Raw genomic sequence first — 24,009 nt, forward strand, 5'->3', positions numbered from 1 at the left:
TTTTTATGTAGACCATAATTATTATAAAGGAAAATAGATAAGAATTCCTTTAATATTACAAAAATGGTATATTTTATCTAGTTTTGAAGAAGACTTTATCCCCAATTTCAATAAGTTTTGTAGTATGAAACTTTCTGAAAATTTTGATAGAAAAATGGATGAATGAACGGCGAAAAGTCATTAAAGCATAGATTGATCAACCTGCTTTCACGAGAAATTAAGAAAGAAGAAGCTAGATTTTTCGATTTTGCTGTCTTGGATAAAAGAGTCAGGAGCATATTTGAGCTGCGTATCGGCATCAATTATACTTAAGGAAATGGATGGAACTAATAGAAAGACTGCCATCCGTCTATCCAGTAAAAATCTAACTAGATACCGGGAGGAGAACTGCTTACGATGACACAATTTGAGGCGTTCAATTCACTTAGGGAAATAGGAAAAAAGCCGGTCTTGGCGCAAATTGGCGGATTTCGTCCGGAGGAAGCGAGGATGAGTTGGTTTGGCGGGCATTTTTATATCGATAAAGAAGCGGGATGGCCTCATGACAAAGATGGTCCCATGATTCCCGTATTGCAAGCGTATGTGCCTGAAATACCTGGTGGGATCGATGGTGTGGGAGAGGCAAGTTTGATCCAGCTATTTCTGAACAGGAAACAGCTTCCAATCTATCCTGTCAAGAACGGAGAAGGCTGGCTACTCATCGAGCATCAGTCGGTGGAAGAGCTGCAATTAATGGAAACACCGGAAGAAGCAAGAGGTCTCAGGGAGTTTCAGATTAGATGGCACAAGGCTGATAGCGATGATTACCCGTGCTGGGAAGAGGCTTGGGATTATGTTGACTTGACGGAAGTGAACGAGGATGAAGATGCGAGCGATCAGTTCTTCGATGAATTCGGCAGTTACCCGCAAACGAAAATAGGAGGATACGCATCCTATATCCAGTCACCGGTTTCCTTAGAAGATTGTCAGTATATCATGCAGATCGGAAGCGAGGAAAAGCCGAGATTTATGGTGGGTGACAACGGGACGATTTACTTGTTCAGGTCTCGTTCGACTGGTGAATGGCATATGCATTGGGATTGTTATTGAGGGTTTGGCGGTCAGATAAGATAAACTGGCGCTAAAAAGTAGGTTTTTCTACCCATGCCCGTCAGCATGAAATAATTTAAGCTGTTTCCGGACTCGCAAATGGTAAAATTATGTTAGGGTTAAGCCAGCGGTCGGTGGAGTCGTTTCGTCTAGTCTCTTGGGATTTTGGCGAATCGGGACAGTTTAAGCCGCGAGATTCAACCGTTTTCGGTTTAGTTAGCTTAGCTTGTATACGACTGGTTTTGTTTAATACTTAATGTTTATAATGTATTTTCCAGAGAAGGCAAAACACAATGCTATTTCCTTAAGTTACTTTATTTTAAAGCTGCAGGTAAAATACTTGTATATACTATCTAGAATAAAGAGACACTATAAAACAACTTCGAAAAGGTACACTTAAACAAAGTACTAATTCGAAAGATGTTTTGCATGGGAAAAACTATGTGATACATATTATTCTAGGTAATATGCACTAAATAAACTATTCATGTCCTTCATATGGGCATACCTCCTTCTTGCGTGAGATAAAGTGGTTGAGGAAACCAACTCTTTATCCCACGCAAGAAGGAGGTTTCTTATTACCTCGCTAAAAAGCTTTCTGGAACTCCCTGCATAGACAGGGGTTTTCGAAAATCATTAATCAAACCCACAAATTTTATTCCAAACCAACAAGATTTGAAACGAAATTAATCAAATTTTATTTCAAAGTTACAAAAGGAAAAATAAAAATACTTGCATTTTAAATCCAATTGAGTTAAATTATTTGATGGGTCAATGATTGATAGGTCAAATAATTTCAAACAATAAAAAAGGAGGGAAGTTATTGACAAATTCTTGCTCTAAGGAAGCAATTATTTTATATAAATTATTTTTTATTAATAAAGAAATCAATTCGAAATTTGAAGGGTGTACAGGTGTTAGTCAGTCGCGCCTTGAACTTTTGAGCCATCTTTATCAAGTGGATGAAATGAGCCAAAAAGCGCTTCAAAAGGAGATGAATATTGACAATGCTGCCATCACGCGGCATTTAAAACAACTCGAAGTAAACGGGTTGATTTTAAGACGAAAAAAAACAAGTGACAATAGGATTACGCTTGTGACGCTTACTGATTATGGACGTCAAAAAATTAGTTGCTATCAAGAAGAAAAGAAACGTTTCGTCACTTCTATGCTAAAAGATATTAGTGAAGAGGAACGAGATTTGCTATTTGATATGCTAAATCGTATTCAAAATAACATAAAAGAAATCTAATACGTAAAATTTTAAGAGGACGCCGTTCAAATATGCAGCTAATGCTTGTAGCACGCGAACATGGATACGATACATGCCTAATCGGTAGTTTTAGAAAAGGATAAGATTGCAGAAGTATTTGGCTTAGAAAAGGATCGTTATATACCAGTGATGCTTATTTCAATTGGGAAAGCAGCAGACAGCGGTTATAAATCTGTTCGAATTGTATAGTGGAAGAAAAAAAGGAAAGAAACAAGTCCTGTGGTGGATTGATATACACACTGCGTGTTCATGGATGTTTTAAATTTTCTTTAGCATAAAAAGATTCAGAGAAGAGGAGGAGAACGATGATTATTATTCATGCTGTGATGCAAATAGACTCAACAAAGCAACAAAGTTTTTTAGAAGAGATAGAAACACTAATTCGTGCTTCTAGACAAGAAAGTGGAAATATTTCTTACAATTTATATAAGGATATAGAAAAGAACCATACATTTACCATGGTTGAAGTATGGCAAGATGCAGCGGCGGTAGAAAGCCATAATACAAGTGAACATTTTACTTCTTTCGTGGCCAAAGCTAGTAACTTTTTAGTTGCGCCACTTGATATAAAAGCATATGATGGACACCCTTTGCAAAGTTAGGGAGTTCTAGTGCAAAAAAATCTTTAGTGAGTTATAAGTAGACATCACTTTTTTATTGCGAATTATAAATGGTAAGATTGTTAATTAAAAAATATCTGGATAATAATGACATGTCCGAATCTTACTAAGAATAGTAAAGTTTACATTTTTAAGAGATCCTCCTGCATGGCTATCGACTTAGTTATAAAACACCTTTGAAAATCGCGAATTAATTAGAAGTAGAAGGAACAAAAAACTAATGAATATCGATGGCGCAGCCGTATTTATCCTTGTTCGCTCAACCGAGCAAGTCAGAGTCTTCACCGGAAATGCCGGCATAGAAGACTGTTCTGTATTTAAGAAAGTGCTGTTGTAATTGAAGAAAAATATAGAAAATATTAAAAAATTATAGGAGTTGTTTGCACATGAAAACTACATTAAAAACAAACGATTTTATGAAAATAATGAAAGGGCGCCGATCCATTCGCAACTATGATCCAACAGTTAAAATCAGTAAAGAAGAGATGACTGAAATATTAGAGGAGGCGACTACAGCTCCATCTTCGGTTAACGCACAGCCATGGCGTTTTCTTATCATTGAAAGCCCAGAATCCAAAGAAAAACTTGCGGGGCTTGCTAAATTTAATCAGTCACAAGTCACCACTTCATCTGCCGTAATCGCCGTATTTGCAGATATGAACAATGCAGACTATTTAGAAGAAATTTATTCAAAAGCCGTTGACTTAGGATACATGCCACAGGAGGTAAAAGACAGACAAATCGAGGCTTTGAAGGCACATTTTGAACAACTACCGGAGCAAGTAAATCGGGAAACGATTCTAGTTGACGCTGGTCTCGTCTCCATGCAGCTTATGTTGACAGCACGCGCGCACGGATATGAAACAAACCCAATAGGGGGCTATGAAAAAGAAAATATCGCTGAAGCTTTCGGATTGGAAAAGGAGCGCTATGTACCAGTCATGCTTCTATCCATCGGAAAAGCAGTCGATGAAGGATATGCTTCATACCGTCTCCCTGTCGATAGAATTGCACAATGGAAATAATATAAATTGATATTAGGAAACAGAAAAGGGGGGGATTAGTGAGTGGAAGTACTTGCGGCCATTTTAGTTGGGATAGTAGCAATAGAACATTTATTTATTATGATCCTTGAAATGTTTTTTATTGATTCAAAATTGGCAAAACGAGCTTTCAATTTACCGAAGCACTTAGAAAGAGATCGAAATGTAGCCATCATGTTTGCAAATCAAGGTTTATATAATGGGTTTTTAGCAGCTGGTCTCATTTGGGGACTAATACTTGGACTTAATTCAATTGGCTATATGATTCAGTTGTTTTTTGTAATTTGTGTGGTAGTGGCAGCCATTTTCGGAGGCTTTACATCCAACAAATCAATTATTGTGAAACAAGGAATTCCAGCTATTTTAGCACTGGTTACCCTTTTGTCTGTAATGTAGAACCGAAGCTTTTATATTTTATAAATATATGTATGTTGAAGATCATAAGATGAAAACAATCAAACTTTTTTATAAAAAAATCTAACAGAGTTATTAAAAGAAAATCCATTTTGAAGAAAACTTATTCAAAATGGATTTTTTGTATTCTTTGGTAAATAAAGAGTCAATAAAATGTTTTAATTAATCTTTATTTGAAAGCTACATTTGTATAAAATTGCAACGTTTATCCCCCTTTAGTTCTAATAATTGGCAGGGGGTTTTTTAGTGAAGGGAAGAGGTATGCATATTCAAATGGGAGAATGATTGAAGGGGAGTAGCGGGTATTTCATTAACTCAGTAGATTGCCCATAAAGTAGTTTCCTAATAACAAATATAGTAAAATAAAGGAAAAAGAAAAGGCGGTTTTTGAATGCAGCGCAACTTTGGAAAGTATGATATACCAGCAAGCCTTCAAAAATTAATGGAATTAGAGAAGGAACTTGGCGATTGTGAATCTTTTTATAATGGGCTTCACTTTTATATTTCATTATCCGACTTTCGCTATTTTAACACACCAAGCGATGTTATTGTATTTGGCCATATTGGAGTAGATGGTATTCATTATGGGTTTTTAACAGACTATGGATCGGTTTCTGACCTTGAAGAGGCGCCTATTGTCTGTATAAGTCCAATGGAGTTTGAAAAGCCAACCCTTATAATCGCAAAAAATTTGCGTGAATTTTTACGTATCAATTGCACAGATAGTGATTTATTTTATAATTATTTCGCTGATGAAGACAGTTATTTAGTATTCAAGGAACGGGAAGTGGATGATGAACTTCATCCTCAGTCTGAACGACAATTATTAAAGTATATCGATAACTTTTTAGAAAAAAACATTCAAATGCCTATTATTGCTAATCCTTATCGCTATATTCAAACGCTTAGATTGCAGCGACAAAAAAAGATAACTATTCAAACCCAGGATGGTCTTGGTGTAATTGCTCCATTTCTTGCTAATGAAACGCACATTCCTTTTAAAATTAATAAAGACGTTGAACCAGACTTAGCAGCTTTAAAAGCATACTTATCTCGTGCACCAATACCATCACAATATGCTGTATTTCGAGATATACAACTTCATCATGTTCTATCAGATGAACCATTGTTAAAGAAAATTGTGCTGGAATCCATGTATAATATAGGACTTATCGATGAAGCGAATAGACTATCTTAAAATCTCTTACCAGGTCTAAAAAATAAGCCTGAAAATGTTTCTAAATGAAAGTGTTTGAAGACATATTAACCTAAGAAGTGCTGCAATATCAGCATTTTTTTGAATATAAAAACTAGTTAAAGGTCAAGAAAAGCATAGTTCGAAAGGTCACTTATCAAAAAAATCTTCTAAGTTAACTAAAAACGTCAATATATACGTAACCAAATAAGAGGAGGGAAAATGTGAACGAAAGTATACTTATTATAGAAGATGAAGTAGGATTAATTAAAATGTTGAAACGCTTATTGGACAAAGAAGGATTTCAACAAATCTATCAGGCTGAATCGGGGGATCAAGCATTAATAAAGGTCAAGGAACACAAGATTGATCTAATATTGCTCGATGTCATGCTGCCTGATATAAGCGGTTTTGAATTGTGTCAACAAATTAGAGAAATATCAGATGTTCCCATTATCTTTTTGACTGCTCGCACTACAGATATTGACAAATTAACCGGATTTTCTATGGGCGGTGATGATTATATAACGAAACCGTTCAATCCTCTTGAAGTCGTTGCTCGAATAAAGGCCATTCTATATCGTCAAAGAAAAAGACTGCCGGAAATGGTTAAGATGTTTCGCACAGAACGGTTTGCATTGTACTATGACCAAGCAAAATTAATTGTAGAGGAAAAAGAAATAAATTGCCCAGCTAAGGAGTTCCAATTACTAAAATTCATGTGCCAACATCCCAATCAGGTTTTTAGTGTAGAACAACTGTATGAAAAAATTTGGGGGGATTATAACATTTTTGGGAAAGAAAATACGGTTATGGTCCATATTAGTCGTCTACGTCAAAAAATTGAAAAAGATCCTAAACATCCGGAGTATTTAATAAATGTTAGGGGATTGGGTTATATGCTGAATCATGGAAACTAAAGGAGTTGCTAATGAAATTAGAATCTAGAATATCCTTGGCTTTGATAATCATTTTTTTAGCCATAGGTGCTATCTTTTTTATAACGGGCTTTTCAGTCCTTAACTTATTGAACATTCCTTTAAGAATTAACGGATTGGTTAATTATGTTTTATTCCCGTTATTATTCATTGGAATGCTTATTCTGCTTGGCCGTATTATTGACCGTCAAATCAGGAAGCCCCTTTTCTTTTTTATACGCTGGATTGATCAATTATCACTTGGTGTTTTTAAAATGCCTAATACAATAAAGAATTTCCCCTTAAATAAGATGAAGTTTGGTCCATTTGTGGAACTTAAATCAAAGCTCGATGGACTAACATATCAACTAAATGCAGCGGAGGAAGAGCGAAAGGAACTTGAAGATATAAGAAAGAACTGGAGCGCTGGAGTGACACATGATTTAAAAACACCGTTATCGTACATTAAAGGCTATGCAGCCATGCTTCGTTCAGAACATAATTGGGACGAAGAAGAAATGAAGGAGTTTGCTAAAATCATTGAAGAAAAATCATTGTATATGGAGCAATTACTTGATGATTTAGGTGCTATTTATGAGTTTGATAAAATGCAAATTCCATTGAATTTACGTACTATGAATCTGGTCACTTTTGTACAAAATGTTTTGAAAGATATTCGTCAGTATCCGCTGGCTAATGATTATTACTTTTATTTAAGAGTCCAGGATGAGGGAGATATTTTCTTATCTTTTGATCAAGCATTATTAAAAAGAGCTTTAGAAAACTTTATTATGAACGCTATCTATCATAATCCCCGTGAAACAACTATTACTGTTTCCATAGAAACTATAGAAGGTTCAACTTTAATAGAAATTAAAGATAATGGCCGTGGAATGGATGATAAAACAATTAAACAGTTATTTAATCAATATTACCGAGGTACAACCACGGATAAACGCCATCTTGGGTCAGGTTTAGGAATGTCTATTGCTAAACAGTTTATTGAAAAACAAGGTGGGCAGATTAAAATTGAAAGTGAGCCGAATAAAGGGACGAAGATAAAAGTGTATTTCTTTGCCAAAAATTAAGGTCCTGTTAAGACACCATTTCAGTGGTGTTTATTTTTTTGCCCTATACTTTATTTAGCAATTAAGCGTTCCCGGTGATTCATTTCATTACGAAATAGGGAGGAATGAAATATATGAACAAAACTATCTATAGGCAAAAGGGAAAAGATTTGAATCAAGCTATCAAGATGATGTTCACTATAGTGGCATTATCTGTAACTAATGTAGAGTTTGGTGGGTGGTGCAAATGCTGATTGAAGCTCAAGACATTTCAGTAACAATCGGTGGACGGCTTGTACTAGATGGAGAGTCTGTTCGTTGTAACCCCGGTATAATGACAGCCCTCGTTGGTGCGAGTGGTTCTGGAAAAACCACACTCCTGCATTGCCTCGGAATGTTGCTGCCGGTTGATAAGGGGAAAATTCTGTCTGGAGGGAATGATGTCACGAGGTACAGCAATGCAGCGCGACGTCGCTTCTGGCATGATCATGCAGCGTTCATACTTCAGGATTACGGCATTATGGATGAAGAGTCGGTTGCCTTCAATGTTACGATGAAGGCAGGTATCCTTGGACGGCGTGTCCTGGGAGACAAAGAACGCTTGGTACAATCACTTGAACAGACAGGTCTTAAAGACCGGGAGAGTGAGTTAGCTGGACATTTGAGTGGAGGTGAAAAGCAAAGACTTGCCTTGGCTCGCGCTATCTATAAGAATGCAGATGTGCTTTTTGTTGATGAACCAACTGCTTCGCTTGATGCAGCGAACCGGCATAAGGTCATTGAATTGCTTGCGGACTTTGCCTCAATTGGGCGAACAGTTATTATCTCAACACATGATTCCGAGATGATTGATGCATGCAGCGCCATTCATCAGGTCGGTTCAAAAGAACGTCACGTTAACTAAAGAATATAAGGAGGATATGCATGAAGCCGATTTCTAAGATTATTATCAGTTTCATTGTTGGTTTACTACTAGTAATGGGAGTCTTTGCGCTTCTAAACGGTTGGATAACGGGATCACCAAAAGATACCCACCCGCCATGCGACCGGCTGCCATCAGTTGCAGAAGCCAATGCTGCTTTGAACGATCATGCGAATTTAGCTAAGGAAATAGAAAAGTTGGGAGAGGGGATTAAAGTGGAGGTTGGTCAGCCTTGCTCAGATGATCTGAAACGGGGACTCATCTTGGTGAGCTATGATTCGAAATCAGATCGTGATGCTATAAATAATTTACTCTCTCATAGTGAAGGATTTGGGGTCCCGATTCATTTGGTGAAGCGCTGACACTGTCTTTTCAACTGTTTGCCTAAAATGTTGTTTCTGATACTTGTACACGGGTATTTCGTCTAGAACCCTCGAATATGACCCCTTTCATCTATGCTACAGAGTTTTTAATATAGCTTGTAGAGGGGAATGATAGGCAGTAATTCAAGGGATAAATAGTTTCATAAGGAAAGAGGAGTGGATAAGGGAGATGAATATTTATAAGCGTATCATAGTGGTTGTATCGGGTGCGTTGTTTATTTTACTTGTCCTGCTGGCTGCAATTATTACCGACCTGAATGATCGAGATTTCCCACAAGCTATTGGCAGCGAAAGCAGGCTTAACATTACCTTCAATGAATCGGCGTACTCTATTACTGAAGCATTTTCGAAGTTAGTAGAACTCGATACACGCTTGGATCTTGGACTGGTCAAGATTGCCCCTGATCTTGCGAGCGATGGAGATGGCAAGATCTTTGTTACGCTTAATGATGAGGAAGATTTGCCCGATGAAATTACTGGGTTTAACGGTGATAATAAAGTCGAAATCGTCGGCAAACATCGTCTTGCCAATTCTTATCCCGATGGGGTCTACCTCGTTACTGGCGATACTTCTCATTTGAATGAGTTTGTAGACACTTTGAAAGATGAAGGAGTAAAAGTTACCCGGAGGGATGTCTCTATCTTTGATAGTTTTATATTCGTGGTGCAAGAAAGAGGTTTTACAACCGTAATTTTTGCATCACTTGCACTGATCTCATCGCTTGCACTGTTCTGGTTGTTAGTGAGGGCAAGAGGGCGTGCACTTCGTGTTTTGGGTGGGTCTTCAATTGTACGGATTCAAATGCAGGACCTTACAGAGTTTTGTGTGGCGCTAATAGGCTCGGCAGGAACAGTAGCTATAATTGCGGCAAGCTATGTAGGGATTTTTCATGGCTGGATATATGTTAGTACCTTCCTAAAAATACTGATTAGTTTACAAGCAGTTGTTATTGCTATATCTATATTTGTGGCACTCATTATGTCAGCCTCTGCATGGCCGAGTGTTTTCATGCTAGCTACTAGACAGCCAGCTGTAAAAAGTCTCCGATCAGCAGCGATTGTAATCCAAGCGCTGACGTTTGTTTTAGTGGTGGCTACGACTGCTCCTGCTTGGTCTGCCTATAAACAATCGTCTGCTAAGGAAGCTGAAATGACGCAGTGGAAGAAGCTTTCAGACCAAGCGTCAATTGTGTTCACAACAGATATTGACGAAATGGATCGGATGCAGCCGATGATAGGCAGGATGATAAAGGATTCAGAATTGATGGATGCAGTAGCGCTTTCTTATACTTATAAAAAGGAAATGTGGGCACCGCTTGATTTTGGCGAGTACTCCGGTGTCTCTTTTGTAAACCAGCGTTGGCTTGACTTAGTCTCTAAAGGAGTGAAACAGCCGACTGTAACGAAAATTGCACTCGGCAGCATTTCAAATGATCTTGTTCACGCAATCCAGGAAGAGGTTGATATATTGTCGAGAGAAGAGCATTCCAAGTATCTATTCGAACAATTACAATTCTTCGAACCAGTCGAAGGATACCAACTTCCAGTAGCACAAGGGGGAGGGGGAGAAAGTCTCTATTTTGGAGATGATATCCTGCTTGTTGTCGTTCCCTCGCTGTATGACAGCTTTAATGACACGACTTTGACATCCATGGTCTCGAGTGGCAACATAGTGTTTACTGGTATAACTGCTACGCAGCAATTATTAGAACAACACAGCCTTAATGCCAAGGCGCTGCGCAATCGCGGCATCAGTGGGGAACTAAAAATTGTTTACATCGCAGAAGAGGGTATACTACAAGCTCAGTTCGCAGCATACCTTGTATGGCTGCAGAATCTTTCCATGTTTGCACTGATGATTGCTTTCAGTATTGCTACTGTAATCAGGTCATTAATTGCAGCAGCATCACAGGCAAAACGTGACTTCCCATTACGATTAGCAGGTCAGTCATGGATGAGAATCCTTCAGAACCGTGTGATAAAAGAATTGTTTGTAGGAACTATACTTGTAATCTTTGTTGTCATGTTACAAAGACCTAATGAAATTGAAATTATACTTATGACTGCTGCATATGGATTGCTTATTGGACCAATGTCCCATCTGTTTGCCGTACATTGGTGTTTTAATGGAGTCAGTAAACGCAGGATTTGATTAGATTAATGGAATAGCCAGAGATTTCTCGGCTTTTTAATTGATAAGAAAGGGTTGTAGAAAAACTAGAGAGAAAGTTTATTGATTTCCAACATGTGAATTCGGTAACTTAATCTAAAAAACACTTCATAATAATTTTAAATTTATATCTATACTAATTAATTTAGACGGGACAACAAAGGCTTTGGAGGTTATGGTAAAACTGCTGAACAAGAAGTCTTTTATGTTTATTATAATGTAAAAGAAAAACGCTATTATGAGTTAGCTCTAAAACCCTATACAGCTAACTTTATGCACTTATGTGAGGTTAATTACTGAAAAAAGCTAGAAGCAAACAACTTGTGTGATGGGATTAAGACTAATAGCATCACTCCTAATGGTTTTAAGAAAAAAGAAGATGGAACCACCTATCAAAAGAGAAGTTCTCGGTTATCTTGAGGAGTATCAGTGAAGCTGATACCACCCACAAAAAGAAAATGTCAAGGTTATAATTAAGTTGTTCAATGTCGAATACTTCTACTTACCCCCGTCCTGTTTTGGATGGGGGTGAAATAATAGTGTTTTTCAACACTTGTTCCGGAGCACTGAAGAACTTTATTATCTTGTTCCCCTCACGGTTACCTGAGTTCAAGCAGAAAACTTCACAATTTCTTGACTCTATTCGAACAATGGCATTATATACGTTCTAATCATTTCAATTCTATCCTTGGCACGTGGCATAAAACGAGAAGCAATAGTAATTACCATTTCCTGTTTAGGGTTTATATAAATTACATTGCCCCCATCGCCAAAAGCTGCATAGCAATAATCATCAACAATCCACCACAAGTATCCATATGAAAACTTTCCCCATCGACTTTTTTCCGTTGTGCTGTCCTCTATCCACTGGGAAGAGAGAATTTGATGACCGTTCCATACACCATTATTTAAAAATAACTGACCTATTTTTGCCATATCCCGAGGTGTTAAGGTAAGCCCCCCACCTGCAGTGTTTACACTTTTAGGATCTGTAATCCAACCAGTTACATGTTTATCCTTAAGGAAGGCAAAATATTCTTCTTTATTTAGTATAAATGCACTATTAGGAGCTTTAATATCAAGAGGTTTAAACAAGTTCTCTGTCGCGAAATCAATTACACATTGACCAGTTGCATTAGTAAGTATACCTGATAAAATATGTGTGCCAACAGTAGAATATTTAAATTCTCCAATATCGCCTTTTCCCCCTAGCAAATCCAGTGTAGCTTTTACCCAGTCGTCACTTGTATAAATCTTTGTATATGGCTCTGATTTGTATTTATATGGTGCAGTCATTGTCATCAAATTTTTTATTGTTATATTTTGTATTGTTTTTTCACCACGCTTAACTGTGTAATCTGGAAAAAATTCTAATACTTTCTGTTCTATATTTTTTATATATCCTTTATCTATTGCAATGCCAATAAGAACTGATATAACACTTTTTGTTACAGATGCAATATGCAATACATCCTCTTTGGTGTATCCATCAAAATATTTTTCATAAATCAAACTTTCATTTTTTCTAATAACAATGCCTGCTATATTTGCATATTCTTTTTTTATTAAATTTTCAAATTTAGAAATGGGAGTATTATTCATTTCTACCTTTTCGAATAGACATATTGACGTCAAATACATCCATCCATTCCTTTCGTTAATTCATTGATCAATAATGATGTAAGAATAATTTATTATAAAATTAATTTCAATGCATTTTTAAAAAGAAATGAAATGTGGAAAAAAAGTAGATTTGTTATGCAATTATTGTAATAAAAACGCCACTCTATTTGAAATGTATTATTTTCTATTCGGGTATATATTTATAATTAATATTGGAAATTACTCCACTAATTAGAATAATGATATAATTTTTAGGAAGGCACTTTTCATTAATTTATAGTCATATTTCTCTCTACTAATCAATTACATTAAGCGGGCAAACATGTATGAATTCTTTTAGTAGATACGGCTATCCGTTTGAATACTATCAAAAATTAAAAGAGGTAAATCTTCTGTAGATTTAAAATAAAGTCGATATGTTTATAAAAGTTGCACAGCTTTACCCACCCCTTGGATAATATTGTAAAAAAGGATGTTTTTTTAGATTGAGCAGTGGATGAAACAAGGCCAAGGGAGAGGTTGGAACAAAGATCTCTTTTGATAGGTTGATATAGGTATGTTATATGTTAAAGAAAGCAGCTATTTTAAAAAGGAGGAAGAAATGGTTCATGTATTGTATATAGAAGATCAAAGTGATATAGGCAGCTGGGTGACAAAGGATCTAACGGAAAGAGGATATGAAGTAACATGGCTACAGTCAGGCGAAGGAGTGGAAGAGTATCTATTAACCGTAGATATCCTCATTTTGGACGTAATGTTACCAGGATTAGATGGTTTCTCTATCGGAAAGCGTATCAAAAAAGAAAATAGTGATTTGCCTATTTTAATGCTTTCCGCACGTACCTCAATTGAGGATAAAATAGAAGGTCTTCATTTTGCAGATGATTATTTAACAAAACCTTTTCATCCTGATGAGCTTGCAGCTCGTGTCGAAGTATTAATAAGAAGATATCAAAAAAATGACGATATATTAGAATTGCGACATCTAACTATTTATACAAAAGACATGAGATTAGTAAACAATGACACAGGAAGCGAAATTCAATTAACAGGAAAACAATATCATTTATTTCAATTCTTTATTCGACATTTGAACCAAATATTAACAAAGGAACAGCTATATGAAGGCGTTTGGGGCGAGCGATATATCGAAGGAGATAAGACTTTAATGGTTCATATTCGTTATTTACGAGAAAAAATTGAAAAGAATCCTTCAAATCCAACAATCATTGAAACGATTCGCGGCATCGGATATCGGGTGAAAATATGAGAAGGTTTTTCCAATCATTATTGGCGAAGTACATGATGATTATTTTAATTGCCATTTTTCTTGTTCAATTCGCCTTCCTAGTTGTCACAATATTTGTGTCTGGTGTTGCAGAAAACATGGAAAGTGGAAGTCAATCCCAATATAGGAATGATTTCAATGAAATAGAGACAAAGTGGCATGCTGAAGCAAACCATTTGAAAAACGTCACGCCTGAAACAATTGAACAGCATTTTTCCAAGTGGAAAAATCAATTTCACGATGCCTCTATGTTTTGGGTGGATGAAAATGGTAAGTTAGGAAAGCAAGTAAATGTAAGAGAACAACTTCCTTCCGAATGGTCATCTTTTTTTACAGCAAAATTTATCAAAGGTCGTTATGAAGGGGACCCCTTTACGGTTATTGCCTTTGTTGGAAATGAAGAATCTCGAGGCTTTATAGTTTTTGAGATTCCTAGAACTGCGTTAAAATCTCCGCTTGAAAAAGTAAATGATAATTATGGCACGATATTATTAGTCGGTGTTATCTGTATCATCTTCTTATTTATTATAGCTTCCTTTTTATTTTTTAGAGGCATCAGAAAACGATTATTACAATTACAAGATGCGATGGAGATACGGGATGTTGACGGTTTGCCAATCCAGATTAACGTAAAAAAGCAGGATGAAATTGGACAACTTGAAAAAGCGTTTAATCAAATGGTATTTGAACTCAAGGAAAGTAAGCAACGTGAACAGAAGGAAGAACAAATACGGCGGGAATTAATTGCTAATCTTTCTCATGACTTACGGACACCTTTAACCAAAATAAGAGCTCAAACCTATTCAATTGCTAAAGAAGATTTATCAGAAGAGGGTACAAAAGCAATAAAGGCGTTGGAAGCCTCGGTAGTGAATATTGATAGATTAATTGAAAATTTGATGTCATATACTCTACTAATGGCTAGTAAATATAAAGTTGATTGGAAGGATATAGATGTTATTCGTTATGTGCGTGAATGTTTAGCTTTATGGTATCCGGTTTTTGAAAAAGAGGGATTTGAAATAGAAGTTAAATTACTCCCGTTTAAAAATAGTAAATGGACGGTTGATCCAATTTGGTTAGGACGTATATTAGATAATTTATTGCAAAATGTATTGCGTCACGCTAAAAGTGGAAGATATATTTGTGTGAAAACGGAATCCACAGATCAATATGATGCTATAGTTGTTTCAGATAAAGGAAAAGGGATGAAGAGTATTTCAAATGAAGCAGGTGCAGGAATTGGATTGTCTATTGTTGATATGATGGTGAAAGGTATGGAGTTATATTGGGAAATTAAGTCAAGTGAACATGGAACAACAATAAAAATAATAAAAAAAAGAGACTCAAGTAAAGGTAGATTGGAAAAGGTCATTTAGCACCTTTTCCAATCTATCTTTTTTTAAACAAAATTTAACCTGTCAGCATACCCAGTTTTAACCTTCTTTTCCTAGGATAGAAGATGAGGTGAGAGAAATGGAATATGTAGTGCAGACGGAAAATTTATCTAAACGTTTTGGTAAAGAAGAGGCTGTTGCAGGCTTGAACATGAAGATTAAAAAAGGAGAAATATACGGATTTTTAGGGCCGAATGGTGCAGGGAAGACAACGACGATTCGTATGCTTTTGGGGTTGATGAAATCAACATCGGGTATGATTCATATTTTTCAAAAGGATTTAAGGCTGGAAAGAAGAGACATATTAAAAAGAGTAGGTTCACTAGTAGAGAATCCATCCTATTATCCTCATCTAACTGCTTATGAGAATTTAGAAGCATTGAGAAAGATTTTAGGGGTGCCGAAAACGAGAATTAACGAAGTATTAGAGATTGTTCGATTACAAGACGTGGCAAATAAAAAAGTAAAAGGCTTTTCATTAGGAATGAAGCAACGGTTAGGAATTGCGGCTTCTCTATTAAACAATCCCGAATTATTAATCTTGGATGAACCTACAAACGGACTAGACCCATCCGGAATTATTGAGATCCGGAATTTAATTAAACGATTGCCTGCTGAGACAGGAATGACTATATTAATTTCTAGTCATTTATTGTCAGAGATTGATCAAATGGCGACAACGGTAGGGATCGTTACAAAAGGAAAAATGATTTTTCAGGATTCCATTGAAGCATTACGTATGTATGCGCAGCAAAGGATTTTATTAAAGGTTAGTGATAGTAAGCTAGCTTGGCGCTCCTTATTAGGAAAAGGGATAAATGCTGATTGGCAAGATGGGATCATTTTATTAACCGAGCATTCAAATGAGGGGGTAGCAAAAGCTGTACAGTCTCTTGTTCAAGAGGGTTTTTCGATTTATCGTGTTGAAGAGGAAAAGAGATCATTGGAAGAAATATTCCTTCAAATGACTATGGAGGAGAAAGCAGTATGATTGGAAAACTTTTAAGGGCAGACTTTTTAAAAATTAAACGAAAAGGATTTTGGTTTCTAACCTTTTTAGGCCCCTTTGGTGTTGTCGCATTACAGATGGTTAACTATGGAGTGAGAAAGGATTATTTATTAAAACAAAGTGAGGATGATTGGGGATATTATTTATTGAATGTAAGTTCTTTTACACCACTTGCACTTGCATTAGGCATCGTCATTTTAACATCCTTTATGGCTAGTATTGAAAATGAAACGAATTCATGGAAGCAACTGATTTCGTTGCCTGTTTCCAAAATGAATGTTTATTTATCAAAATTTACAGTGCTTGCATTTTTTTTATTCCTATCATCCGTGCTATTGATGGTATTTACCATAGCTTTGGGAGTCTTTTTAGATTTGGGTGAGCAAACTCCATTTGCTGAGATAGTAAAATATAGTTTTTATCCGTATTTTGCCGCACTGCCTATATTGGCATTACAGCTTTGGATTGCGACTGTTAGTCAGAATCAAGGGATTCCGATTACCACAGGGGTTTTAGGCGTGATTTTTGTTTATTCGGCTTTGGTTTTACCAGATTGGATGATTTGGAAGTGGCCTTCATTAACGAACGAATGGAATGAGCCGATGATCAATGTCCTGCTTGGAATTGGAGTAGGTATTTTATTATATATGGCTGGAATGATAGATTTTACAAGAAGGGATGTGAAATAATAAATGCTCTCTATTCTTCAATCAGAATGGTTTAAATTGCGAAAATCAAAAATCCTATTAATTATTTTTACCGGTCCTCTCATTGGCCTTTTTACAGGGATGACTGCTAAACCCTTCCATGTAGAAATTGAAATAAATGAATGGTATTTACCATTATTATCAATGAACTTGACATATGCTTTACTATTTTTACCTTTGGTCACGGGGGTGCTGGCGAGTGTGATATGCAAATATGAACATCAAGCTGGTGGTTGGAAGCAGCTGTTAGCACTGCCTGTAACAAGAGGACAAGTATTTACAGGGAAATACATATTGTTAATGCTCCTCGTATTGGTTATACAATTATTCTACCTTGGTGCCGTTTATGGAGTGGGAATGATGAAAGGTTTCACAGATCCATTTCCAATTGAAATTGTTTGGAAAAGTATTTTCGGAGGATGGATTGCCACGTTTCCATTAGTGGCTTTTCAATTGTGGATGTCTATTCTATTCAAGAGTTTTGCTGCTCCTTTGGCTGTCAATGTGATCTTCACATTACCGTCAATATTAGCGGTTAATTCTGAGCGTTTTGGACCTTATTATCCATGGGCCCAGCCCTTTGCAATGATGTATATCAGTGATACTAGTGATGATGTGTTTTCTGTTCCTTGGGAGCACTTACTAACCGTGGTGGGAGGAAGTTTTATTTTATTTTTTCTTGGAGGGTATTTATATTTTCATAGGAAAACTGTATAGAACGGATAAGCCTTATTCCCAATCAACTTACTTAATTGTTGTAAATTTATTTTTCCGCATCACAACAAGAAAACCTTGGTATATTCAATTCTTGCTGTACCAAGGTTTTCTTTATAAAATATAAAGGAAGACTCTACAAAGGTGGAGAGACTATATCCGATCGATATATAAGCTTAAAAACCTATTTTAATTCCCGCTTATTTTCTTTTAAAAACTCTTTGTAATTTTCTCCCCATTCATTCATTAGAGAAATAATTGGTTCGAGCGTTCTTCCAAATTCCGTTAATGAGTATTCCACTTTAGGGGGGATTTCGGGATATACTTCTCGATGAACAATTCCGTCTTCTTCCAGTTCCCTTAATTGGAGAGATAACATTCGTTTGGTAATACCAGGCATTAATCTACTGAATTCATTAAATCTTTTCTTTCCATCTAATAAATAAAACAAAATAACGCCTTTCCATTTACCCCCGATCACATCAAGCGTTCCTTCAACCGGACATCCTTCAGGGCATCCATACCCCTTCTTTCGATTTCTCATCGGTACTCATACCTTTCTCATTTCTGCTTGTTCTTCTTTTCTTAATTAGTAACATAGTTAATAGCAGATTACAAGAATGTCAGTTGCAGCTGCTTTCATTTCTCTCCTAATAGGTAACATGTGTGATACCAGATTACAAGAATGTGCGTACTTACTCTTAATATATTTCTTTTTTATAATAAACATGAATAAAAAAGGAGGGCTTTTAAATGAAAGCAGTTGGATTGTATAAATATTTACCGATTGAAAAGGAAGAAAGTTTGATAGATGTCCAAGTGGAAAAACCGACACCAACCAAAAGAGATATACTTGTTAAAATAAAAGCTGTTTCGATTAATCCGGTTGATGTAAAGGTACGTGCTCCTAAAGATAAAGAAGAAACAGAACCAAGAATTTTAGGCTGGGATGCAAGTGGAGTGGTGGAAGAAATTGGACCGGATTGTACAATGTTTAAACCTGGAGACGAAGTGTTTTATTCTGGTGACCTAACTCGACCAGGGACGTATAGCGAATACCATTTGGTTGATGAAAGAATTGTCGGATTAAAGCCAAAGTCTTTAAATTTTGCACAATCAGCGGCTTTACCACTGACATCGATAACAGCATGGGAAAGTTTATTTGATCGATTAATGATAGATATTAATAACTACGAAGAAAATCAATCTAAGAGCATTCTTATTATTGGCGGGGCTGGGGGAGTGGGCTCCATAGCGATTCAATTAGCTAAAATGGCAGGTTTACAAGTGATTGCCACAGCATCTAGAGAAGAGAGTAAGCAATGGGTGAATAAATTAGGTGCTGATTATATCATTAACCATCACGAAAACTTTCGAACTCAACTACAAGATCATGATATAAAAGGCGTTGAGTACATTTTATGTTTGAACGAAACAGAGCAGCATTGGCAAAACATGGCCGATATTATTTTCCCTCAAGGAAGGATTTGCTCGATTGTAGAAATGGCTAATCCTATCGACCTTACTGCTTTAAAAAATAAAAGTGTCACGTTTGTTTGGGAATTTATGTTTACAAGATCCATGTATGAAACTCCAGACATGATCAAACAACATGAACTTTTATCCAAACTAAGTAAACTAATAGATGACGGGAAAGTAACAACAACCCTTACAGAAACTCTTAGACCAATTAATGCCGAAATGCTACGTAAAGCACATAAAATCGTAGAAACAGGAAGTATGATTGGTAAAATAGTAGTTGAGAATGAATAAATGCCTAATGAGATGGTCATCTTATCTAAAAAGTAGACTGTTTGGTTAACAATGACTTAGGATTGAAGATTATTAGTCTATTTAGAACTAAATTTTGGGGATTTGCCTTATAAAAGGGAGAGGAAAACCAGCAAAGCTGTTATCCCCTCCCTAAATAGATTTTTTATTATTGAATTATTCTCTACTCCTCACTATTCAAAAATTCCCTCACATAAATCCTATGTACTCCCTCTAAAACAATGGAACTATATTCAGCAAATGTAACCTTCGTGCTTTTCCCCTTTACAATAAAGTCCCCAGAAACTGCTCCAGTCTTATCCATTGCGGCATCATAGAGTAAAGCAGCCCCTTTTGTCGGTGGGGAAAAGAAAAACTTCATCAATGGTTTTATATAAAAGGGAATACCTGATTTTTTTTCTTTCCGTAACGTATTGTTACTCCCGGGGTCTACACTTAGAAACCGGAATCCATTGGCACTCTCTCTTTTTGCTATTTCTTTTGTCCATAAAGATAAAGCTAGCTTTGCTGTCGCATAGGGACCAAATAACTTTTTAAAGGAAGATGGGTTTTCCAATGTATCTGGATCAAACTGTTTCACGCGAAGGATGACAGCTGAAGATGTATTAACAATTGTCTTATCTTCTCCCATTTCAAATAAAGGGGACAGCTCCTTAAAAATAATATAAGGCACTACTGTCTGAAGTTCATAATGTAGTTCGCGATTTTGCTTAGAAAATAATAACGAAGGAAAACTGCCGCCAGCGTTATTGAAAAGGAAATCTATTTTCTTCTCCGTTGCTTTTATTTCTTCCAGCGCATTTTTTAGACTGTTAAAATCAGATAAATCGGCTTTATAAATTCGTAATTGTCCTGTAGTAATTTTTGATTGAATAAAGAGGTCGTCCTTTGAAAAAGAAGAACGTATTAATGCAATAACTTGACTCCCTTCTGCTAGCATTTTTTTGGCTAATTCTAGACCAATCCCATTATTGGCTCCAGTAATGACTACTACCTTTCCTGTTCCCAAAATAATTACCTCCGATATGATAAATAATTTTTGTTGGTAAATGAACAATTGACACTTAAGTTACAATTGTCACTTAGATTGAAAGGATTGTATAATAAATTTAAGCAAAGAAAAAGCAAAGAATTTTTTTATGTGACACAGGAAAGGAAATTGGTGCATAAATGGATAAACGGGTCGAAAGAACACAAAAATTATTGCTGCAAAGTTTAATGATGTTTAATCTTAAGAATAAAAACTTTTATGAGATTTCCATCCGAGATTTATGCGAGCAAGCTGGAATTGCAAGGCAAACATTTTACAGGAATTATTTAGTGAAAGAAGACATCATTATAAGACAGATATCCAACGTCATGAGTGATTTTAAGTCGGTTTTAAAGCAGCAATCTTTTAACGCTTCAGGCTTTATTCAACTACTAATACAATTTTGGAAACAAAATCAACAGACATTTGCATTAATTGAATGGGCGGGCATTAGTAACGAATTTATTCGTCAGTTAGCCAATTTTAATAAGCTTGTAATGGAGCAACATAAAGCGTTCGGTAAGAATAGTGAATATATTGCAAACTATTATGCAGGCGCTACTTACATGTTTTTAAAGACATTTATGGAAAAGAACGATTTTAGCCAAGAGGCTTATGCCAAAGGAGCTGCGGTTTATAATCAGTTGACCAACCAATGCAAAGGTTTGTTTGAACCACTTAATTAGGAATGGAGTTAAGCTCCTACCATAGGAATAATAATATTTCCCATAATAGAAAAATGGAGGACGAATATGAATAGAGAAACAGATGATTCAAAACAGGTAGTTATTCAAGTTGGAACAGTGCTTAAAAAATTGCGAAAGGAGAGGCGGTTGAGTCTTGAAAATTTATCTGAGATATCAGGTGTAAGTAAGCTGACGCTGGGAAATATTGAGCGAGGAGAAACTAATCCAACAATTGGGGTATTGTGGAAGATTTCGCGAAGTTTATCGATCCCTCTGATGGCGTTATTTTCCTCAGGAAGCAGTGTGAATGTATCGCGGGCTGGTAGCGGGGTAAGAATTTTCGGAGATGATGGCAATTGGGCTGTAGAGCCGATTTTTCAAAATCAAAAGGATGAGATGGAAATGTGTCGAGCATATTTACAACCACATAGTTCTTATTATCCAGAAATGCATCACCCCAATACGACGGAAATAGCTACGGTGATGTCGGGAACCATAACCATTAATGTAAATAATGAGTCATATATCTTAAATGAATATGATTCGATTAGTTTTGATGCAAATGGAAGCCATTCCTATATAAATCATACCGATAAAGTTGCTGTACTCTATATCTTATTGAGATACGGGAGGTAGTGGTTAGGTTATTCCGTCCAATAGCGGGGATATATTTTGTTTCTTCAACTTCTAGAAAAAAGAATGGACAAACACCTGCTTGTTATATTATATTATTCATTATCATAGTGAAAATATATTATAGTATACCAAATTGCTTAACTGACTACTTCTTATTAATGATGAAGGACTCATTTCATAGTCATTTGGCTACTATAATCAGGAGGAAACAATGACTAATCAACATATACAATCAAATCGAGCTGTTCATAAGTCAGCCGTTTGGATGGTTATTATAGGAATAATCTTTATTGCTGCCAATTTAAGAGCTCCGTTAACATCAGTGGGTCCAATAGTAGGATTTATTAGGGATGATCTTCATATTTCTAATACATTAGCAGGGATGATTACCACATTGCCATTATTATCTTTTGCGCTTTTTTCTCAGATTGTACCTAAATTGGCTCGTAAATTTGGTGTGGAAATGATGATTCTGATGTCTATAATCTTTCTTACACTAGGCATTATTTTACGTTCATTATCTGGGGTGGCTGCTTTATATATTGGTACTGCTGTGCTAGGATTGGCGATTTCAATTTCTAATGTGCTATTACCTAGTCTGATTAAACAAGAGTTTCCAACTCGAATTGGATTAATGACAGGCGTATATTCTATTTCGATGAATTTATTAGCTGCTATTGCTTCGGGACTAAGTGTTCCAATTGCCATTGGACTTGGAATTGGCTGGCAGGGTGGATTGGGAATTTGGGGGATACTTAGCTTCGTATCCATTTTATTCTGGCTGCCTCAAATAAAGCATCTCAACAAGGAAACAGCAGCTGTTCGAAATAAAGTAGTAGATTCTCAGGTGAACTTGTGGCGCTCTCCATTAGCTTGGCAGGTGACCTTATTTATGGGGTTACAATCGATGGTCTTTTACATTCTTATTGCATGGCTGCCTGAGATTTTACAACAACAAGGAATAAGTTCAGATCAATCTGGCTGGCTCCTTTCTGTGATGCAATTAGCATTACTTCCCTTTACCTTTATTGTACCTATTATTGCAGGGCGTATGAAAAGTCAGCGTTCTTTAGTCATTATCATGAGCGCTTTGCTTTTAGCGGGGACACTTGGACTAATTTATGGAAGTGCAAAGTTAATTGTATGCTGGATTATCATGATAGGTATTGGGGGAGGTTGTGCCTTCAGTTTATCGATGATGTTTTTTGGCTTGCGAACGGAGAATGGCAGACAGGCAGCAGAACTATCTGGCATGGCTCAATCAGTTGGTTATTTACTAGCGGCTATTGGTCCTACGCTTTTCGGATATTTACATGATGTAACGAATAGCTGGACTATTCCGTTGTTCATTTTAGCTGGTGCGTCATTGCTGCTCTTTGTATTTGGATTAGGAGCAGCTAGAGATCGGTATGTAAGCACAAGTAAATAGTTTATCATAACGAAGGTTTTTTCCGGTGCAACACTGGAGAATCTTCGTTTTTTTTACGGATAACAAAGGACCTGTGAGGAATGAGATAGAAATGGAGATTATTGCTAAGTCGATATAAAGTTTCGCGCGGCTTTTCTGGGGAATAGTTAAGGGACAAACAAATAATTGGAGGGAAGATTATTGATGAATAATTATAATGCAGATCCCAACAAGGCCGAAGAAACAGTGAAAGAAATGGATAGAAAAACAATCCAAGAGAAGCTAGAGAATTTTAATGAGTTTAAATCTTATCTAAGCAGTAAAATAGAAGTGGGCAAAAATCTTGGCATGGATGAAGAGCAATTAGCGAAAAGCGCAGAGAAAGTCGCTGGCTATCTTGCTAACAACGCAGAACCGCAAAATCGTGAGGAGGCACTTCTTCAGGAACTGTGGAAAGTGGGAAATGAAGAGGAACGCCATAAATTAGCACATATGCTTGTAAAATTGGCAAATTAATTCGTGATTTCAATTTTTAAAGGATAAAAGAAATGATGGAAAGTGAAACTCGCCTTTGGCGAGTTTTCTTTTTGCAAAAAATTAGAAGAAGGTGAGACCAAATGATTAAGT

24 protein-coding genes and 1 pseudogene are annotated in these 24,009 nt (G+C 36.3%); 22 read left to right on the forward strand and 3 right to left on the reverse strand.

All coding sequences use genetic code 11. The annotated features are described in order from the left end of the window. The first annotated feature begins 396 nt into the window (after positions 1 to 396). From NSS71_RS22800 to NSS71_RS22855, 12 genes and pseudogenes are all read left to right on the forward strand, one after another. Positions 397 to 1,089, forward strand: coding sequence for a DUF1963 domain-containing protein (locus tag NSS71_RS22800; RefSeq protein ID WP_061800725.1), 693 nt, complete (start codon positions 397 to 399; stop codon positions 1,087 to 1,089). 823 nt (positions 1,090 to 1,912) lie between these two features. Then, positions 1,913 to 2,341 (forward strand): MarR family winged helix-turn-helix transcriptional regulator, encoded by a 429-nt coding sequence (locus NSS71_RS22805; protein ID WP_047943954.1) that lies wholly within the window; start codon positions 1,913 to 1,915, stop codon positions 2,339 to 2,341. A 32-nt stretch (positions 2,342 to 2,373) separates the two neighbouring features. Beyond that, a pseudogene (locus tag NSS71_RS22810) lies at positions 2,374 to 2,551 on the forward strand (nitroreductase family protein); the annotation flags it as partial. Between the two features lie 116 nt (positions 2,552 to 2,667). Beyond that, positions 2,668 to 2,964 carry a putative quinol monooxygenase gene (locus NSS71_RS22815; RefSeq protein WP_061800723.1) on the forward strand — a complete coding sequence of 99 codons (297 nt, stop codon included), beginning with the start codon at positions 2,668 to 2,670 and terminating at the stop codon, positions 2,962 to 2,964. Between the two features lie 404 nt (positions 2,965 to 3,368). Continuing rightward, positions 3,369 to 4,007, forward strand: coding sequence for a nitroreductase family protein (locus NSS71_RS22820; protein WP_047943956.1), 639 nt, complete (start codon positions 3,369 to 3,371; stop codon positions 4,005 to 4,007). Between the two features lie 42 nt (positions 4,008 to 4,049). Further along, positions 4,050 to 4,421, forward strand: a complete 372-nt coding sequence (locus NSS71_RS22825) for a DUF1304 domain-containing protein (RefSeq protein ID WP_047943957.1) — start codon at positions 4,050 to 4,052, stop codon at positions 4,419 to 4,421. A 409-nt stretch (positions 4,422 to 4,830) separates the two neighbouring features. After that, a complete protein-coding gene (locus tag NSS71_RS22830) occupies positions 4,831 to 5,637 on the forward strand; it encodes a hypothetical protein (protein ID WP_061800721.1) in 807 nt (268 codons plus the stop codon). 221 nt (positions 5,638 to 5,858) lie between these two features. Beyond that, on the forward strand, positions 5,859 to 6,554 hold the full coding sequence (locus tag NSS71_RS22835; protein WP_061800718.1) for a response regulator transcription factor: 696 nt from the start codon (positions 5,859 to 5,861) through the stop codon (positions 6,552 to 6,554). 11 nt (positions 6,555 to 6,565) lie between these two features. Beyond that, positions 6,566 to 7,639 carry a sensor histidine kinase gene (locus tag NSS71_RS22840; RefSeq protein WP_061800714.1) on the forward strand — a complete coding sequence of 358 codons (1,074 nt, stop codon included), beginning with the start codon at positions 6,566 to 6,568 and terminating at the stop codon, positions 7,637 to 7,639. 226 nt (positions 7,640 to 7,865) lie between these two features. Further along, on the forward strand, positions 7,866 to 8,522 hold the full coding sequence (locus NSS71_RS22845; RefSeq protein ID WP_061800711.1) for an ABC transporter ATP-binding protein: 657 nt from the start codon (positions 7,866 to 7,868) through the stop codon (positions 8,520 to 8,522). A 20-nt stretch (positions 8,523 to 8,542) separates the two neighbouring features. Then, the gene (locus tag NSS71_RS22850; protein WP_061800708.1) at positions 8,543 to 8,902 is read left to right on the forward strand and encodes a hypothetical protein; all 360 of its coding nucleotides are present in this window, start codon (positions 8,543 to 8,545) and stop codon (positions 8,900 to 8,902) included. 598 nt (positions 8,903 to 9,500) lie between these two features. Beyond that, the gene (locus NSS71_RS22855) at positions 9,501 to 11,075 is read left to right on the forward strand and encodes a hypothetical protein (RefSeq protein WP_235844540.1); all 1,575 of its coding nucleotides are present in this window, start codon (positions 9,501 to 9,503) and stop codon (positions 11,073 to 11,075) included. Positions 11,076 to 11,732: 657 nt separating this feature from the next. On the opposite strand, the gene NSS71_RS22860 is transcribed toward NSS71_RS22855, so the two are convergent. After that, on the reverse strand, positions 11,733 to 12,728 hold the full coding sequence (locus tag NSS71_RS22860; protein ID WP_341152063.1) for a serine hydrolase domain-containing protein: 996 nt from the start codon (positions 12,726 to 12,728) through the stop codon (positions 11,733 to 11,735). 589 nt (positions 12,729 to 13,317) lie between these two features. Here NSS71_RS22860 and NSS71_RS22865 point away from each other — a divergent pair. The 5 genes from NSS71_RS22865 to NSS71_RS22885 all read left to right on the forward strand — a co-directional run bounded on the left by NSS71_RS22865 (position 13,318) and on the right by NSS71_RS22885 (position 17,834). Continuing rightward, on the forward strand, positions 13,318 to 13,986 hold the full coding sequence (locus NSS71_RS22865) for a response regulator transcription factor (RefSeq protein WP_061800747.1): 669 nt from the start codon (positions 13,318 to 13,320) through the stop codon (positions 13,984 to 13,986). Next, positions 13,983 to 15,383 (forward strand): HAMP domain-containing sensor histidine kinase, encoded by a 1,401-nt coding sequence (locus NSS71_RS22870; protein ID WP_061800706.1) that lies wholly within the window; start codon positions 13,983 to 13,985, stop codon positions 15,381 to 15,383. Before NSS71_RS22865 ends, NSS71_RS22870 begins: the two co-directional genes overlap by 4 nt. Positions 15,384 to 15,480: 97 nt before the next feature. Then, the gene (locus NSS71_RS22875; protein WP_061800705.1) at positions 15,481 to 16,392 is read left to right on the forward strand and encodes an ABC transporter ATP-binding protein; all 912 of its coding nucleotides are present in this window, start codon (positions 15,481 to 15,483) and stop codon (positions 16,390 to 16,392) included. Further along, complete coding sequence (locus tag NSS71_RS22880) at positions 16,389 to 17,099, forward strand: ABC transporter permease (protein WP_061800703.1); 711 nt, start codon at positions 16,389 to 16,391, stop codon at positions 17,097 to 17,099. The genes NSS71_RS22875 and NSS71_RS22880 overlap by 4 nt, the downstream gene beginning before the upstream one ends. 3 nt (positions 17,100 to 17,102) lie before the next feature. Beyond that, a complete protein-coding gene (locus NSS71_RS22885) occupies positions 17,103 to 17,834 on the forward strand; it encodes an ABC transporter permease (protein WP_061800701.1) in 732 nt (243 codons plus the stop codon). 181 nt (positions 17,835 to 18,015) lie between these two features. On the opposite strand, the gene NSS71_RS22890 is transcribed toward NSS71_RS22885, so the two are convergent. Beyond that, entirely contained in the window at positions 18,016 to 18,375 is a 360-nt protein-coding gene (locus NSS71_RS22890; protein ID WP_047943959.1) for a winged helix-turn-helix transcriptional regulator, read from the reverse strand. Positions 18,376 to 18,584: 209 nt separating this feature from the next. On the opposite strand from NSS71_RS22890, the gene NSS71_RS22895 reads away from it, so the two are divergent. Then, complete coding sequence (locus NSS71_RS22895; protein ID WP_061800699.1) at positions 18,585 to 19,604, forward strand: zinc-binding alcohol dehydrogenase family protein; 1,020 nt, start codon at positions 18,585 to 18,587, stop codon at positions 19,602 to 19,604. Positions 19,605 to 19,785: 181 nt separating this feature from the next. On the opposite strand, the gene NSS71_RS22900 is transcribed toward NSS71_RS22895, so the two are convergent. Further along, positions 19,786 to 20,631 (reverse strand): SDR family NAD(P)-dependent oxidoreductase, encoded by an 846-nt coding sequence (locus tag NSS71_RS22900; protein ID WP_235844539.1) that lies wholly within the window; start codon positions 20,629 to 20,631, stop codon positions 19,786 to 19,788. 161 nt (positions 20,632 to 20,792) lie between these two features. On the opposite strand from NSS71_RS22900, the gene NSS71_RS22905 reads away from it, so the two are divergent. The 4 genes from NSS71_RS22905 (at position 20,793) to NSS71_RS22920 (ending at position 23,898) form a co-directional block, all read left to right on the forward strand. Beyond that, positions 20,793 to 21,338: a TetR/AcrR family transcriptional regulator gene (locus tag NSS71_RS22905; protein ID WP_053215771.1), complete on the forward strand. Its 546-nt coding sequence runs from the start codon at positions 20,793 to 20,795 to the stop codon at positions 21,336 to 21,338. Positions 21,339 to 21,404: 66 nt separating this feature from the next. After that, positions 21,405 to 21,974: a helix-turn-helix domain-containing protein gene (locus tag NSS71_RS22910; protein ID WP_061800697.1), complete on the forward strand. Its 570-nt coding sequence runs from the start codon at positions 21,405 to 21,407 to the stop codon at positions 21,972 to 21,974. A 211-nt stretch (positions 21,975 to 22,185) separates the two neighbouring features. Then, positions 22,186 to 23,403: a CynX/NimT family MFS transporter gene (locus tag NSS71_RS22915; RefSeq protein ID WP_061800695.1), complete on the forward strand. Its 1,218-nt coding sequence runs from the start codon at positions 22,186 to 22,188 to the stop codon at positions 23,401 to 23,403. A 183-nt stretch (positions 23,404 to 23,586) separates the two neighbouring features. After that, positions 23,587 to 23,898, forward strand: coding sequence for a DUF3243 domain-containing protein (locus NSS71_RS22920; RefSeq protein ID WP_061800693.1), 312 nt, complete (start codon positions 23,587 to 23,589; stop codon positions 23,896 to 23,898). Positions 23,899 to 24,009: the final 111 nt, after the last annotated feature.

This window comes from Niallia sp. FSL W8-0951 (assembly GCF_038006525.1).
GTDB classification, from domain to species: domain Bacteria; phylum Bacillota; class Bacilli; order Bacillales; family Cytobacillaceae; genus Niallia; species Niallia circulans.

Coding starts and splice junctions, on each gene's coding strand:
- NSS71_RS22850 (WP_061800708.1), top strand. CDS start 8,543: ATGAAGCCGATTTCTAAGATTATTATCAGTTTCATTGTTGGTTTACTA.
- NSS71_RS22820 (WP_047943956.1), top strand. CDS start 3,369: ATGAAAACTACATTAAAAACAAACGATTTTATGAAAATAATGAAAGGG.
- NSS71_RS22870 (WP_061800706.1), top strand. CDS start 13,983: ATGAGAAGGTTTTTCCAATCATTATTGGCGAAGTACATGATGATTATT.
- NSS71_RS22845 (WP_061800711.1), top strand. CDS start 7,866: ATGCTGATTGAAGCTCAAGACATTTCAGTAACAATCGGTGGACGGCTT.
- NSS71_RS22885 (WP_061800701.1), top strand. CDS start 17,103: ATGCTCTCTATTCTTCAATCAGAATGGTTTAAATTGCGAAAATCAAAA.
- NSS71_RS22905 (WP_053215771.1), top strand. CDS start 20,793: ATGGATAAACGGGTCGAAAGAACACAAAAATTATTGCTGCAAAGTTTA.
- NSS71_RS22875 (WP_061800705.1), top strand. CDS start 15,481: ATGGAATATGTAGTGCAGACGGAAAATTTATCTAAACGTTTTGGTAAA.
- NSS71_RS22840 (WP_061800714.1), top strand. CDS start 6,566: ATGAAATTAGAATCTAGAATATCCTTGGCTTTGATAATCATTTTTTTA.
- NSS71_RS22865 (WP_061800747.1), top strand. CDS start 13,318: ATGGTTCATGTATTGTATATAGAAGATCAAAGTGATATAGGCAGCTGG.
- NSS71_RS22915 (WP_061800695.1), top strand. CDS start 22,186: ATGACTAATCAACATATACAATCAAATCGAGCTGTTCATAAGTCAGCC.
- NSS71_RS22910 (WP_061800697.1), top strand. CDS start 21,405: ATGAATAGAGAAACAGATGATTCAAAACAGGTAGTTATTCAAGTTGGA.
- NSS71_RS22880 (WP_061800703.1), top strand. CDS start 16,389: ATGATTGGAAAACTTTTAAGGGCAGACTTTTTAAAAATTAAACGAAAA.
- NSS71_RS22800 (WP_061800725.1), top strand. CDS start 397: ATGACACAATTTGAGGCGTTCAATTCACTTAGGGAAATAGGAAAAAAG.
- NSS71_RS22920 (WP_061800693.1), top strand. CDS start 23,587: ATGAATAATTATAATGCAGATCCCAACAAGGCCGAAGAAACAGTGAAA.
- NSS71_RS22890 (WP_047943959.1), bottom strand. CDS start 18,375: ATGAGAAATCGAAAGAAGGGGTATGGATGCCCTGAAGGATGTCCGGTT.
- NSS71_RS22830 (WP_061800721.1), top strand. CDS start 4,831: ATGCAGCGCAACTTTGGAAAGTATGATATACCAGCAAGCCTTCAAAAA.
- NSS71_RS22895 (WP_061800699.1), top strand. CDS start 18,585: ATGAAAGCAGTTGGATTGTATAAATATTTACCGATTGAAAAGGAAGAA.
- NSS71_RS22815 (WP_061800723.1), top strand. CDS start 2,668: ATGATTATTATTCATGCTGTGATGCAAATAGACTCAACAAAGCAACAA.